Origin of the sequence: Streptomyces sp. SLBN-31 (assembly GCF_006715395.1) — a bacterium.
Lineage (GTDB): Bacteria > Actinomycetota > Actinomycetes > Streptomycetales > Streptomycetaceae > Streptomyces.
In genome coordinates this window covers 3451296-3466217 of record NZ_VFNC01000002.1, presented here as the reverse complement: position 1 = coordinate 3466217, position 14922 = coordinate 3451296, and the positions used below count along the sequence as shown (strand labels likewise).

General features: G+C 68.3%; 9 protein-coding genes. 8 read left to right on the top strand and 1 reads right to left on the bottom strand.

Features of this window, described 5'->3' with window-relative positions:
* Nucleotides 1-37 precede the first annotated feature (37 nt).
* Complete coding sequence (locus FBY22_RS35695; RefSeq protein WP_222127830.1) at nt 38-3214, bottom strand: bifunctional diguanylate cyclase/phosphodiesterase; 3177 nt, start codon at nt 3212-3214, stop codon at nt 38-40.
* A gap of 387 nt (nt 3215-3601) precedes the next feature.
* On the opposite strand from FBY22_RS35695, the gene FBY22_RS35690 reads away from it, so the two are divergent.
* The 8 genes from FBY22_RS35690 to FBY22_RS35655 all read left to right on the top strand — a co-directional run bounded on the left by FBY22_RS35690 (nt 3602) and on the right by FBY22_RS35655 (nt 14668).
* Entirely contained in the window at nt 3602-4792 is a 1191-nt protein-coding gene (locus tag FBY22_RS35690) for an MFS transporter (RefSeq protein ID WP_142152092.1), read from the top strand.
* 167 nt (nt 4793-4959) lie between these two features.
* The gene (locus FBY22_RS35685) at nt 4960-5334 is read left to right on the top strand and encodes a response regulator transcription factor (protein ID WP_142152091.1); all 375 of its coding nucleotides are present in this window, start codon (nt 4960-4962) and stop codon (nt 5332-5334) included.
* Nucleotides 5331-6431: a HEAT repeat domain-containing protein gene (locus FBY22_RS35680; RefSeq protein ID WP_142152090.1), complete on the top strand. Its 1101-nt coding sequence runs from the start codon at nt 5331-5333 to the stop codon at nt 6429-6431. The genes FBY22_RS35685 and FBY22_RS35680 overlap by 4 nt, the downstream gene beginning before the upstream one ends.
* Nucleotides 6428-7915 (top strand): glycosyltransferase, encoded by a 1488-nt coding sequence (locus FBY22_RS35675; RefSeq protein WP_222127829.1) that lies wholly within the window; start codon nt 6428-6430, stop codon nt 7913-7915. The genes FBY22_RS35680 and FBY22_RS35675 overlap by 4 nt, the downstream gene beginning before the upstream one ends.
* Before the next feature lie 340 nt (nt 7916-8255).
* The gene (locus tag FBY22_RS35670) at nt 8256-9506 is read left to right on the top strand and encodes a PAS domain S-box protein (protein WP_222127828.1); all 1251 of its coding nucleotides are present in this window, start codon (nt 8256-8258) and stop codon (nt 9504-9506) included.
* Nucleotides 9446-11065, top strand: a complete 1620-nt coding sequence (locus FBY22_RS45535) for a response regulator (RefSeq protein ID WP_313905477.1) — start codon at nt 9446-9448, stop codon at nt 11063-11065. The genes FBY22_RS35670 and FBY22_RS45535 overlap by 61 nt, the downstream gene beginning before the upstream one ends.
* Nucleotides 11066-11144: 79 nt before the next feature.
* The gene (locus FBY22_RS35660; RefSeq protein ID WP_142152087.1) at nt 11145-12614 is read left to right on the top strand and encodes a GGDEF domain-containing protein; all 1470 of its coding nucleotides are present in this window, start codon (nt 11145-11147) and stop codon (nt 12612-12614) included.
* A 359-nt stretch (nt 12615-12973) separates the two neighbouring features.
* Nucleotides 12974-14668, top strand: coding sequence for a DUF4012 domain-containing protein (locus FBY22_RS35655; protein WP_160159953.1), 1695 nt, complete (start codon nt 12974-12976; stop codon nt 14666-14668).
* The last annotated feature ends 254 nt before the right edge of the window (nt 14669-14922 follow it).

Below are 14922 nucleotides of genomic sequence, written 5' to 3'. Positions count from 1 at the left end.
AGCACGACCCGAACCCCTCGCGGGAGTGGCCCCGCCATCACGGGTTCCGTTCCTCGGGCACCGCAGGCAGCGCGGCCAGGTGGCCGAGCGGCGCTGCGAGGACGAGCTGTTCCGCCTCCTCGGCGCTGATCGGCTCGGCGAACAAGTACCCCTGGCCGAGCGGGCAGCCCATGGAGATCAACAGCTCCTGCTGTCTCACGTTCTCCACTCCTTCGGCGATCACCGTCAGGCCGAGCGAGTCCGCGAGATGCGTGATGCCCTCGACCAGGGCGTAGTGTTCGGGTGAGTGCCCCAGTTCGTCCACGAACGACTTGTCGATCTTGAGGATCGAGATGGGGAACTCACGCAGATAGCTCAGCGACGAGTACCCGGTTCCGAAGTCGTCGATCGCGATGCGGATCCCGAGGTCGGTGAGCGAACTCATCTCACGCAGAATACGTTCGTCGTTGTACAGCAGCACACTCTCGGTCAGTTCCAGTACCAGGGACGACGGTGCGATGCCGGAGAGATCCAGGGCGCGCCGGACCACGTTGTAGAAATCCTGGTCCCGGAACTGACGCGGCGACACATTGACACTGACGTAGGGATCCTTGCGGTCGGCTGTCAGTTGGCGTTGCATGGAGCCCCGCCACCGGACAGCCTCGGTCGCGGCCTGATCGAGCACCCAGGCGCCCAGCGGGACGATCTGCCCGCTCTCCTCGGCCAGCGTGATGAACTGCTCCGGCAAAATCATGCCGTGCGGGGAGTGCGGCCAGCGAACGAGCGCCTCGAAGCCGGCGATCCGACCGCTGGTCAGTTCCACGATGGGCTGGTAAAGCACCATGAACGACGTCTCGATCGACGAACTGTCCAGCCCTTCCTGCAACATGGCCCGCTCGGCCATGCCGCTCTGCAGTTCAGGGCGGTAGTGACGCCACTGGCGTTTGCCTGCTGTCTTCGCCGCGTACAGCGCGAGATCGGCGTGGGTGAGCAGTTCGACCGAGTCGACGCTGTCTTCCGTCGTCGCCACGCCGACGCTGGCGTAGGTGCTCACCGGCCCCACGCTGAGCCGGAAGGGCTCGACGAACACGGACATCAGGTTTTCGGTGAACCGCTCCACGCCGTCCTTTGTGGCGGAACCCTCCACCAGGAGTGCGAACTCGTCTCCGCCGATGCGTGCGGCGGTGTCGGAGGCACGGACGGCGGTCTGCAGCCGGAGCGACAGCGCGACCAGGAGCTCGTCGCCCACACCGTGGCCGTGTATGTCGTTGACGACCTTGAAGTCGTCCACGTCGAGGAAGAGTACGCCGACCACCGTGCCGTCGCGCTGAGCCTGTACCAGGGCGTGGTTGACCCGCTCCTGGAAGAGCACGCGGTTGGCCAGGCCGGTGAGCGAGTCATGGAAGGCCTGATGGGTGAGCTGGCGTTCGAGTTTGCGCTGTTCGGTCACGTCCCGCAGGGTGAGCACCACCCCGCCTACGGTCGCCTCCTCGCGCAGATCGCTCCACCTCACCTCGACCTCGATGGTCGCCCGGTCGACGCGGATCATGCGCCAGTGCTCGCGCCTGGTCTGGTAATCGCCGCTGCGTATCCGGCCGAGCGTCTCGACCACCCTGCGGCTGTCCTGCGGCGGCACCAGGCCGATGAGGTGGGTGCCCTCCAGCTCCGGAACGCCGAGCAGCTGGTCGGCGGAAGGACTGGCGTAGCGGACCCGGTCGTCGTCGTCGAGGATCAGGATGACGTCAGAGGCGTTCTGCACCAGCGTGCGGAAGTACGCCTCACTGTTGCGATGGTTGACCTCGTCGGCGAGGGAGATCCGTGCCACGGCGAGTGCCGCCTGCGCGGCGAGAGTGGCCAGCGTCTCACGGACCATGAGCAGGTTCTGCTCGGGCCCGGCCAGTACGAGCGCCCCGATCAGCGGATCTCCCGAAGGGTGGTCCTGCGAGACGAGCGGGCAGACGAGCGCGGGGACCGTGTGGGGCGGCTCCTCGCCCAGATCCGTGAGGCGGGCGGCGAGATCGGGCCCCACGCCGTCCAGGGCCACCAGGCGGCTCTCGCCGGGCGCGGTCAGTTCCCGTATGGTCGCGGTCACCTGCTCGGACACGGGCCCGGCCGCGCCGCCGTGCTCCCCGTTCACCCAGAGGGCGTCGTCCGGCACGATGAGGAGCGCCGAACGCGGCGGACCGTGCGGCACCAGTTCCGTCACCGCGGAGTGGACGACGGCTGCCACCTCCCCCAGATCGCTCGCGCCGCCCAGCGACGACACCGTGATACGAAGTACCTTCTCCCGGCCGACCGCCTGCCGGTGGGTCGTCGCCACGCCTGCCAGACGGTAGAGCACGAGAAGGAAGAGCACTGCGGAGAACACCCCGATGACGCCGATGTTGGCGCTCCCCTCGCGCACCGCCTCGACCATGAGGGTGGCCGGCGCGATGAGCGATGCCAGCGTGAGCAGGCTGAGTCGGCCGCCCGCGCCCGTCTCGGCCCGCCATGGCACGAACTGCGTCACCGACCGCATGGAAGGGTGGAGCGCGGCGGCCGCCCAGGCGCCGTACAGGACGACCCAGCCGAGTTCGACCGCGGTACCCGTGCGCCACGTCCCGTGCAGCTGAATCAGGCCGTACAGCACGTCCGCGGTGAGCAGACCGACGGTGCCCGCGGTCAGGAGCATGAGTGAGGGGCTCCTGCCGCCCCGGCTGGCGAGCAGGCGCAGCAGCATCGCCAGGACGAGGATGTCGCCCAGCGGGTAGGCCATGGAGAACGCCTTCTGCACCCAGGTGAGGCCGGCCGCGTGGGCGTACGGCTCGATGAGGAAGAGCCACGACAGCAGTGCCAGGCCGATGGTCAGCGTCAGCGCGTCGACGAGGCTCCCGCGGTCGCGCCGCCCGGTGCGCCAGTGGACGAAGCCCAGCAGCCCGGCCGCATAGAGCGGATATGCCGCAAGATAGAAGCCGTCGGCGATCGACGGGAATGCGGTCTGTTCGAGCTGGATGAGAATGATCTGGGCGGCCTCGCCGGCGGCGAATGCGAGATTTCCCACGGCGAGCAGCACCCACGGGAGTCGATGCGCTGGACCGTTGATGGCGATCCCAAGAATAATGCCGATGACACCGGTCGCACCAATGGCGACGAAGATCATCCGTTGTTCAGGAAATGCGTAGTAGAACGCGGTCAGCGCGACGATGGATGCGCAGACCACGGCCGTCACGGCCTGGCCTCGCAATCGCGGGTTCACCCCAACTCACCTCCCTGTAGGGCAACGTGACGGGGCGGACGGAGCTGGGCGAACAGCACCCGGCTGCGACGGAGAAACCCGTGGGGCCAGCTGGTAATTGAGAATTCTCCGGGTCCGGGAATCGCTACGCGCCGCCTGCGAAATCGCGGGCGCCTATCGCGGGCGCCGGTTGGTGCGGGCTCCTTCTCGCCGGGACATCGACGTGTCTTCACATGTGCGTGTCTTCCATCAAGCTAACCCGGCTCACCATTTCACGCACTCTCACGCACCTGGACGGCGGATTCCGGGTCGCGTCGCGAGTCACCGCCGCATGCCTGAAGATGGAGGACGCAGAAACCGCACCGGATCCCACAGTGACGATCGGCTCCTGACGGAGCGTGGAGTCTCATGCTCTCCGATTACCGTCGGATCTTCTCTCCTGCGGGCAGTCTTCTCTTCTCTGCCGCGGGCTTCATTTCACGCCTTCCGTTGTCGATGATCGGCGTCGGCATCGTCACCATGCTGTCGCAACTCGGCGGTGAGTACTGGCTCGCCGGCTCCGTCTCCGCCACACAGGCGCTCGCCGCCGCCGCTGTCGGGCCTCAGATCTCCAGGCTCGTCGACCGGCATGGTCAGCGTCGCGTCGTCCTCCCGGCCACGGCGGTGACGGTCGCCGCCATCTGTGCGCTCCTGCTGTGCGCCCATTTCGCCGCCCCGGACTGGACGCTGTTCGTGGCGGCGGCGGTGGCGGGCTGCATGCCCAGCATGGGCGCGCTCGTCAGGTCCCGCTGGGCGGAGATGCACCGGGACTCGCCGTGGCTGCTGCACACCGCGTACTCGCTGGAGTCGGTTCTCGACGAGTTGATCTACGTCGTCGGCCCGATCCTGGCGATCGCACTGTCCTCCAAGGTCCGTGCCGGGGCCGGGCCGCTGGCGGCCGCGGTACTGCTCGGCGTCGGCGTGCTGCTGTTCGCCGTCCAGGGGCGTACGGAACCGCCGGTGCGCTCAGGGCCGCGACACGCCAGAGGCTCGGCGCTGCGCACTCCGGGCCTCGGCCTGCTGGTGCTGACGCTTACATCGGTGGGCGCGTCCTACGGTGCGGTGGACGTCGCGACGGTGGCGTTCGCCGGCGCACACCACCACAAGGCGCTCTCCGGACTGTTGCTGGGCCTGTACGCACTCGGCTCGGGCCTGGCAGGCGCGGTCGTCGGCGCGATCGGGCCGCGGGGAGCGCTCACGCGGCGGCTGCTGCTCAGCGTCGGCGCGATGGTGGCGGCGACGGCACCGCTGCTGTTCGCGCCGGGTCTCGCGGCCCTGGCGGGGATGCTCTTCGTGGCGGGCATGGCCGTCGCACCGACCCTGATCACCACCATGGGTCTGGTGGACCACCTGGCGTCTGCCGCCCAACTCACCGAGAGCATCACCTGGATCGTCTCCGGGCTCTCCGTCGGTGTGGCGCTGGGCTACGCCACGGCCGGGTGGGTGGTCGACGCCGCGGGGGCGGCGGCGGGCTATCGGGTGCCGTGCGCGGCGGCTCTGCTCGCCGCCTCGACGGTCTGTCTCGCCCTGCCACGGCTGACCCGCGCAGGCGCACGGTGAGCAGGCCGGGCACTGCCGCTCGGACGATGTGGCATATGTGGTGGAAGTGGACAATTGACTCTAATTTGTCTATGGAGATCTGATCCAACCCTTTCCGGCTGCCGGCCGCCGTGCGCCCCCCGGGGGTCGTACCGGAGTTCCGTGGCCCAGGAGCCCCAGGGAGAACAATGGCGCATGTCCTGATAGCCGACGACGACGCGGACATCCGGGATCTGGTGGCCTTCAAGCTGACGCAGAACGGTCACCGGGTCACGGCCGTGGAGGACGGCATGGCCGCGCTCCGCGCGGTGCGCGAACAGCCGGTTGAACTGGCCCTGCTCGACATACGCATGCCGGGGATGTCAGGTCTGGACGTCTGCAGGGAACTGCGCGCCACGCCCGAGACCGCCTCGCTCCCCGTCATCATGATCACCTCCCGGTCCCAGGAGGGAGACGTCGAGGTCGGATTCGCGGCGGGCGCCGACGACTACATCATCAAGCCGTTCAGCCCACGGGAGCTGTCCAGCCGGGTCATCGCGGTGCTCAGCCGGGTTGAGCGATGATCCCCACGGGTTTCGTCATCAGAGCGGTGCTGTGCCTCACGGCCGTCATCCTGACGATGTGCCTGCTGATCGTCTGTGCCCGCGGCTTCCGCAAGCACCGGCAGGCCAGACGCCAGCGGATCGTGGCACCTGTGCGCGGTCCCCTGCTGCAGTTCCTGTGCGCCGAGGAGGACGAGCAGACCGAGCTGCTGCACCTGCTGGCGGGGATCGACAAAAGGACCTGGATCGCTCTGGAGCCGACTTTGACGGCGCTGCTGGAGAAGGTCTCCGGAGGAGCCCGCACCGCGCTGATCCGGCTGTACGAGCTGCGTGGGGCCGCCGTGGACGCAGTCGCCGACCTGGGAAGCCGCAGCGCGGTTCGGCGGGGACGCGCAGCACAGGTGCTCGGGCAACTCTCCCACCGCCCGGCGGCCGAGTCGCTGTGCCGACTGCTGACCGACCGTGACCCGGATGTACGCCTGGCCGCCGCACGGGCGCTGGGCCGGTGCGGGGGACCGGCGGCCGTCCCGCACCTTCTGGAGTCCCTCTGCGGAGCGCGGAGGCAACCCCCCGGCGTGATCACCATGGCGCTGGTCTCCCTGGGACCGGAGGCACATCGGAATGTCGCGGCTGGACTGGAGCACCGGGAGCCGCTCGTCAGGGCCGTGGCGATCGAGGTTCTCGGCGCGACCGGCGCGGTTTCCCACACCTCCCGGATCGCTCGCGCGCAGCACCAGGACCCCTCCATCGAGGTGCGGATCAAAGCTGCACGGGCGTTGGGCAGGCTGGGCATGCCCGAGGGCCTGGAGCCGCTGCTCGCGGCCGTCCGGCCGGGACGGCCGGTCGCCCTGCGCATGGTGGCCGCCGGGGCACTCGGCAATCTGGGTGCCGTCGCCGCGACCGGCCCGCTCGCGGACCTGCTCGACGACCCCGACCCACATGTGGCGGGCACCGCAGCCCGAGCGCTGCTACGGCTCGGCCCGACAGGGCGTGCGGCGCTGCGCGCGGCGGCGGACGATCCATCCGGTGGTCCGGCCGCCGCCCAGGCCAGGGCCGTACTGGCCGAAGCGGCGGTCGGTGGGGCACACCACGACGTCCGTGCGGAGGTGGCGCTGTGAGTACAGTCGCCGCGGATCCGTGGGCGTGGCTGACCGGCTCGGCGCACAGCCTGATCGCCGTCTGCGACGAAGTGGTCATCGTCTACTTCCTGGCCATCAACACCTCCTACCTGGTGCTGATCCTGATTGCAGTCGTGGAGTTCGTCGGACGGCTGCGGCGGGCGTCCTTCGCCGGGTACGACGACGCGTCCAGCAGCCCCTTCACCCCGCCCGTGTCCGTGATCGTGCCCGCCCACAACGAGGCGGTCGGCATCGTCGAAGCGATCCGGGCCATGCTGCTGCTGCGCTATCCCATGTTCGAGGTGGTCGTGGTCGACGACGGCTCCACCGACGGCACGCTGGACGCCCTGCGGGACGCCTTCGACCTGGTTGAGGTGGAGTACGTGGTGCCCGACGATGTCCCCGTACGCGGCAGGATCACCTCGGTCCATCTGCCCAGAGGCGGGCCGGTTCCCCTGGTGGTGGCCCGCAAGGAGAACGGAGGCAAGTCCGACGCGCTCAACGTGGGGATCAACCTGGCACGCTATCCGCTGCTGTGCATGGTGGACGCCGACTCGATCCTCGACTCGCAGGCGCTGCTCGCGGTTGCCAGACCCTTCAGCGACGACCCCATGCGGGTGGTGGCCACGGGCGGTGTGGTGGGCCTCGCCAACGGCTGCACCGTCGTGGCCGGACGGGTCGTCGAGCCGCATGTGCCCCGGGACCTCCTCGGACGGGTTCAGGTCGTCGAGTATCTGCGCGCCTTCTTCCTCGGCCGCACCGGATGGTCCAAGGTCGGCAGCCTGCTGATCATCGCCGGCGCCTTCGGTCTCTTCCGCCGGGACGCGGTCGTGGCGGTCGGCGGGATGGACCGGGACTGCATCGGGGAGGACGCCGAACTGGTCATCCGTCTCCACCGGTACATGCGCGAGCAGGGCCGCGACTACCGCATCGTCTTCGTCACCGAGCCGATCTCCTGGAGCGAGGCGCCCTCGACGCTGAAGGTTCTGGGTCATCAGCGGCGGCGGTGGCACCGGGGCCTGACGGAGATCCTGCTCAAGCACCGTGGCATGATCTGCAACCCGCGCTACGGCCGCATCGGCCTCGTGGCCCTGCCCTTCTACGTGGTCTTCGAACTGCTGGCCCCGGTGGTGGAGCTCGCGAGCCTCGTCCTGGTCCCGCTCGGCGTGCTGATCGGCGCGGTCGACGTCGGTTTCCTGTGGCGCTTCCTGCTCGCCGCCTACGCCTACGCCATCGTCGTCAGCCTGGTCTCGGTCGCGGTGGAGGAGTACGCCTTCCACCGTTTCACACGATGGCGGGACGTCTGGGGCGCCCTCGTCGGAGTGGTCGCGGAGAACATCGGATACCGCCAGTTGACGGCGTGGTGGCGGTTGCGCGGTCTGTGGGACGCGCTGTGCCGGACTCCCCAGGCGTGGGGCTCGATGACCCGCTCCGGATTCGGCACCTCCGGTCAGGTGAAGGAGCGCGGAGGCGATCGTGCGTGAGCGGTCAAGCGGAACCGAGTCACCGTCAGGGGACTGGTCCACGACGCGGCGGGCAAGTGGTGACGGGCAACCGGTCACCCGAATGCCGCAGCCCGCCGGTAAGTCCTGGCCAGGCCTGCCCACTCCGTCCAAGGGCGCGGCCCGTGGCCCGATTTGCGATCTTCCCTCGTTCGTCCTTCGCTTGAAGAGTCCTACGCAACCGCAACCGCTGGGCAGGTGGCTGACCTTGTGGTTCGGGGTCGCACCGTGAGCGGACGCTGCTCATCACACGTCGCTCGCAGACGCCGTGCCGACGAGACCGCGACCGGTCTGTCGGCAGTCCCGGCCGCAGCTTGCGGTCGTGCACGACACGTGGAGGCGGATGATGGAACCCAAGCCCCCGGACGCACCAGGGCAATACGCGGCCGACGACGAGGAGCGGTTTCGGATTCTGGTGAAGAACTCCGCGGACATGGTCTTCCGCCGCACGGTCCCGGGCGTCTACCAGGAGGTGTCCGCGTCGGCGTCGGCGTTGTTCGGGCGGCCGGCGGAGGAGATCGTGGGGACGAAGGTCGGTTCCTGGGTGCATCCGGGCGACGTGGAGGAGTTCGAGTGGGCTGAGCGGGATCTGCTGCGCGACGGCCGGGTGGTGGTGTGTCTGCGGCTGCGGCACGCCGACGGGCACTGGATATGGACCGAGACGACATCCTGGGTGGTGCGGGACCCCGCGGGCGAGCCCCTCGAAGTGCGCGGGTTCGTCCGTGAGGCGGAGGGCCAGCGGCGCAGGGAGGAAGCCCTGCGGTTGTTGCAGGAGCAGGCCCGCTCGGTCATCGAGACCGCCCGGGACGCCTTCGTCTCCATCGACGAGGACGGCTTGGTCATCGACTGGAACCGCAGCGCCGAGCAGCTGTTCGGTTTAAGCCACCGCGAGGTGATGGGGCGTCCGCTGAGCGAGACGATTCTCCCTGAACGGTACCGCGCCGCACACATGGCAGGTCTGAAGCGGGTGCTGGCCGGTGGTGAGACTCATGTGCTGGGCCGCCGCATCGAGCTGAGCGCCCTGCACCACGACGGCCACGAGATCCCGGTCGAACTGACAGTGTGGCGGATGAAGTCGGCGAAGGCGCGCTGCTTCAACGCCTTCGTCCGTGACATCAGCGAGCGCAAGCATGCCGAAGCCGCCCTGGCGGAGGCGCGCGACCAGGCGATCGCCGCGTCCCAGGCGAAGTCTCAGTTCGTCGCCTCGATGAGCCATGAGATCCGTACCCCCATGAACGGCGTCATCGGGCTGAGCGACCTGCTGCTGGGGACCACGCTGGATGCCGAGCAGCGCCGCTATGCCGAGGGCATTCAGGCCGCCGGCTCGGCACTGCTGTCGCTCATCAACGACATCCTGGACTTTTCCAAGCTGGAGCCGGCAAGATCCAACTGGACAGCGTTGCCTTCAGCCCCCAGGTGCTGGTGGAAGAGGTCGTCTCGCTGGTGGCGCAGACCGCCCAGGCCCAGGGCCTGGAACTGCTCAGCGACTGCCATCCCGAACTGCCCGCGACGGTGTACGGGGATGCCGGCCGACTGCGGCAGATTCTGCTCAACCTGGCATCCAACGCGGTGAAGTTCACCGAAGCGGGCGAGGTCGTACTCAGCGTCCGCCCGGACCGGCCCCGGCCATCCACAGGGCATGTGCCATGGCTGTGCTTCGAAGTGGCCGACACCGGCATCGGCATCGCCGAGGCCGATCAGGAGCGGATGTTCGACGCCTTCTCCCAGGCCGATGCCTCAACCACCCGCCGCTACGGAGGAACCGGTCTTGGCCTGGCCATCTGCCGGAGGCTCACCGAGGCGATGGGCGGCTCCATCGGCGTCAGCAGCCGGCCCGGCCAGGGCAGCAAGTTCTTCTTCCGCGTACCCGTGCGCACACCGGACACCCCTGAACCACCCCCGGCCCCTCTGGACCCCGGCACGCTCCGTGGGCTGCGGGTCCTGGTCGTCGATGACAACGACACCAACAGGCTGATCCTTGATGCTCAGCTGCGCAGATGGCACATGCAGCCGACGACGGTCTCCAGCGGCCCCCAGGCCCTGGTCGCCCTGCACGAATCAGCGGCTGCGGGCCGCCCCTTCACCCTGGCCCTCCTGGACATGCACATGCCTGGGATGGACGGCCTGGAACTGGCCCGCCGCATCACCACCGATCGGACCTTCGCCTGTGTACGGCTGCTGTTGCTCAGCTCCGGCGCCCAACTGCCCGCTGCCGAACTGCACGCTGCCGGCATCGCCCGCAGTCTGGCCAAGCCCGTCCAGCAGTCCCAACTCATGGATGCCCTGGTCGAAGTCGCCAGCGGGACACTTCCCGTGACGACCGCAGCAACGGCGCCCGCTCCGGCCATCCCCCGGCCACCCCGGCGCGGCCATCTGCTGCTGGTCGAGGACAACGAGATCAACCAGTTGGTGGCCCATGGCATGCTCGCCCGCCTCGGCTACAGCACGGATACCGCTGCCGACGGCATCGAGGCCCTGCGGATGGTCGAAGAACACACCTACCAGGGTGTGTTGATGGACTGTCAGATGCCCCGGATGGACGGTTACGCCGCCACCCGGGAACTGCGCCGCCGCGAAGCGCACGGGGACACGCACCTGCCGGTGATCGCGATGACCGCCAGCGCTCTCGCCGAGGACCGCGAGAGATGCCTGGCCGCGGGCATGGACGACTACGTCACCAAACCCGTCGCTGCGGACGAGCTGGAAGCAACCCTCGCCCGCTGGGTCAACCCGGCCGACCAGCAGACAGACGACGAGGTGCCGCGCGACTCCATCGAGCAGCGGCTGAACGAACTGCGCGGCGACGGCTCCCCGGGCGAGAACGAACTGGTGGACCGGCTGGTGGACCACTTTCTCGTCCGCGCCCCCGAGATGACCAGCGCACTCTTCCACGCGCTGGACCGCCACGACAGCGAGGAGATCGCAGAGGTGGCACACAGTCTCAGAGGCGCTGCCGGCAACATCGGAGCCCAGGGCCTCGCCGACTGCTGCGCGGAGTTGGAACACTACGCCGAGGCCGGAGATCCGGCCCCGCTGACTCAGGCCGCCCCCCGCCTTCAGGAGGAGCTCGACCGAGCCTGCCGCACCCTGGAGACGCTCCGGTCCCGTCCTCGCCGACGCGGACCGGGATGAGGACGTGGTCAACGTTCGGGCCGGGCTGCTCGCCGGCCGGGAGGCTGCGGCCTGGACGTACGCGGCAACAGGAACCGCGGTGATCGTCACCTTCCTGCTCACCTCCTCCTCGGCGCGTTACATGCTGGCCGTGCTGATCTCTGCCTCGGTCGTCTTCGCGATCCTGGTGGGGGTGGCCAGGAACAAGCCGCCGTCGGCCCTTCCGTGGTATCTGTTCGCGGCAGCCATGGCACCGTACGCGGTGGCGGACACGATCTGGGGTCTCTACCAGATCCGCGGTGCCGAGGTTCCGTTTCCCGGCGTGGCCGACCTGTTCTACCTGGGCAGCTACGTGTTGTTCACCGCCGGTCTGGTGACCCTGGCCCGGAAGCACGCGGGCCGGCTGCACTGGGCGGGGCTGCTGGACGCGGGAATCGTCACGTTGGGATTCGCCACTCTGGCATGGGCGTTCATCATCGCCCCCTACCTGCGCAGCCGGCTTGCCGCGTGGCCGATGGCGGTGTCCACCGCCTATCCCGTCACCGACCTGGTGCTGTTGTCCCTGGCCGCGTGGCTGATGTTCACCACCGGCACGCGCACACCGTCGTTCCTGATGTGCATCGGATGGCTGCTCGTCCTGCTCGCCTCCGACGGCCTCTACTACGGGACCGAGGCGACGCATGGGACCGCGCTCGCGGAGAACGTGTCCGAAGTGGGGTGGATGGTCTCGTCCCTCCTGCTGGGGTCGGCGGCGCTGCACTCCTCCGTTGCCCGGCCGCTGCGACTCGCCGAGACCCAGGAGAGGATGCCCCGGCGGCGACTCTCGATCCTGATCGCGCTCATCCTGATGGGGCCCTTGATCGTGCTCGCCGACGTCGGTGGCGTTCGGGATCAACCAATGCATGTCACCGTGATCGTCGGCATGATGGCGGCCCTGTCGCTGCTGCTGGTGCTGCGCATCGCGTTCTTGGCCCAGTACGCCCAGGAGACGGCCGCCGCCGCGCGGACGCGAGCCTTGGCCCTCGCCGCCTCCCTGCAGGAGCAGGCGGAGCTCCAGAAGCTTCTGAGTCATCAGGCGACCCATGACCCGTTGACGGGTCTGGCCAATCGCACGCTCCTGAACGAACGTCTGGAGACCGCCCTCGAGCGGTGCTCCACCACTGCCTGCGCAGGACTGCTGATGCTCGATCTCGACGGCTTCAAGGACGTCAACGACACGCTGGGACACTCGGTCGGAGACGAACTGCTGGTGGACGTCGCACGGCGGCTGACGGGCAGGGTCCGCGAGCAGGACCTGGTGGCCAGACTCGGCGGCGACGAGTTCGCACTCCTCGTGGAAGGCGTGGACGCGAGCACGCTGCACGAATACACCACGCGCATTCTCGACTCCATCACGGCCCCCTTCACCCTCGGGCCCGGCCATTCGGTGCACGTGACGACGAGCATCGGGGTCAGGAGCGTCACCAGACCGATCACGCCTGCAGAAGCCCTGCGGGACGCCGACACCGCTCTCTACAAAGCCAAGACGGCAGGCAAGAACCAGGCCGCGTTCTTCGAATCCGCGCTGTAGTCGCTCTCGTCCCCGGGCTGGGGCCCGGACTCCTGTCGTCCCGGCCCCGGGGAGACTCCCGGACTTCACGAGTCAACCTGATAGGCCGTTCGGACCGACTTTCCCGCCACGTGGCGCGGTGAAGTTTGCAACGGTCTCAGTGACTGTCATTACTGATCCAATCCAAATGCTTGGTTCCGGTGGACCCTTCGATTCATGGGTAGGCGATGAAGGCAGGGAAGGCAGGCAAGGCAGGGGAGGCAGGGAAGGATCCGGGATGCAGCCGGAAGGGCGCTGTGGCGAGGACGCGGGCATTCGCGGGCGTGATGCTACGGCGCCGCCACCGAACCGTCCTCTGGGGCGCCGGAGCTGTCGGTCTGTTGTCCGCAGCGTTGGCCGGTGTCCTGGTGTGGGAGCTCCGCACGGTCCAGACCAATCTTGCCGCTGCTCAGGTGGCCACTGACCGACTGCAAACGGAGATGATCGGTCATCGTCAGCCCTCGGCCGAGGTGCTGGACGACATCCGGAAACACACAGCGGCCGCCCGGAGCGCGGCCGGCACGCCGGTGTGGAGCGCAGCCGAGAGTCTTCCACTGATGGGCCCCCCGCTCCGTTCTGCCCGGGGGCTGAGCGTCGCCGCCGACGACATGGTCACCGGGGTGCTGCCGGAGGCTGTGCGACTGCAGCAGATGCTCGCGTCCGGGCGGATGGTGCACCAGGGGCGCGTCGACCTCCGCCGGCTTTCGTCCGTCACGGACCTGCTGGGGGGCGTGCACCGTCAACTGGCCGGAGTCCAAACGACTTTGGATGGCTTGCCCGGCTCGACGATGGTCAGTCGCCTCGACCTGGCACGGCAGCGGCTGTCCGACCGGGTGGCGCGCCTTTCCGACTCGGTCTCCGAGGCGGAGTCGACGACGCGGCTGCTCATGCCTGTTCTGGGCGGCACGGCGCCACGCTCCTACTTTCTTGCCTTCCAGAACAATGCCGAGGCCCGGGGCACCGGTGGCCTGGTAGGCGCCTTCGGTATCCTGACCGCCGACCGTGGTGGCATCACCTTGCACGACTTTGCGTCGGATGACACGCTGCCGCGTACCAACACCCCCGTGGCGAACTTCGGACCGGCGTTCGACCGCCGGTACAGCGGTACCGAGAGTACCCAGGGGCTGGCCAATTCCAATCTGTCCGCTCATTTTCCGTATGCGGCGCAGGTCTGGGTGGGCCTGTGGCAGCGACTTACGGGGCAACGTCTCGATGGGGCCATCGCAACCGATCCTGTAGGACTCGCCCGTGTCCTCAAAGCCACGGGCCCGGTCCGACTTCCGGACGGAAAGCTGCTGACGGCGGAGAACACCGTGGAGCTCACCGAGAGCACCCTTTACGCGTCGTACAGCAATGCCGAGCGAAAACGTTTCCTGGTGCAGGTCGCGCAGTCAGTCGCTGCTGCCTTGCTGGGCCACGGGCACGATTCGGTGGCCCTCCTCCAGGCACTGGGGCAGAACGCCGGCGATGGCCGACTGCGTGTGTGGAGCAGAGACGCCTCCACCGAGTCGGCACTCGAAAAAGCCGGGCTGGCCGGCGATGTCCCCGAGAGGACAGGGCCGTTCGCCTATCTCGTGGTCAACAATTCGGCGGGCAACAAAATGGACTACTACCTGGGGCGGTCGCTGGCCTACGAGCTTGGTCCTTGCGAGGGCGGTACCCGTTCCAGCGTGGTGCGGATCAGGCTGACGAACGGTGCTCCCGCTGTGGGCCTGCCTCCCCTCGTCACTCTCCGTTCCGACGATCCCCGGCACTCACACCCCCCGGGCTCCACAAGCATCTGGCTTTCGTTGTACGCCAGTTCCGGTGCGCGGTTCGCCGGCGCGACGCTGGACGGGCGGCGACTTCTGTTGTCGTCGACCGAGGAGCGTGGTCACCCGGTGCTCGGGACGCAGGTGGAACTCTTGCCCGGTCAGACGCGAGAAGTGGACGTTCGTCTGGTGGAACCGGCTTCGGATCGGCCCCCCGTGGTGCCCTCGCAGCCGTTGGCGCGGCCGCAGATCACCAAGGTGCGTATGCAGCCGTGCGTGAAGTAGTCGGGCCGATCGAGTGAATCTCGAGGGGCCCACACCCGCTCAAGAAGGGTGCAGCGGGAGTCGTTCAGGCAGGCGGCGAAATCGTACCCACGGAAAATCAAAGTCCGCGGGATCACAAGAAATATTCTGATCCACCCGAAAGGACGCGGCAGCGTCCGTGGACATGCCCTCAATGAAGTGCCGAAATAGGTCTTCGGCAATTGACATCCTGCTGATCGGGGTTCACCTTGCGTGGGGAATGCGCGGGCAAAGAC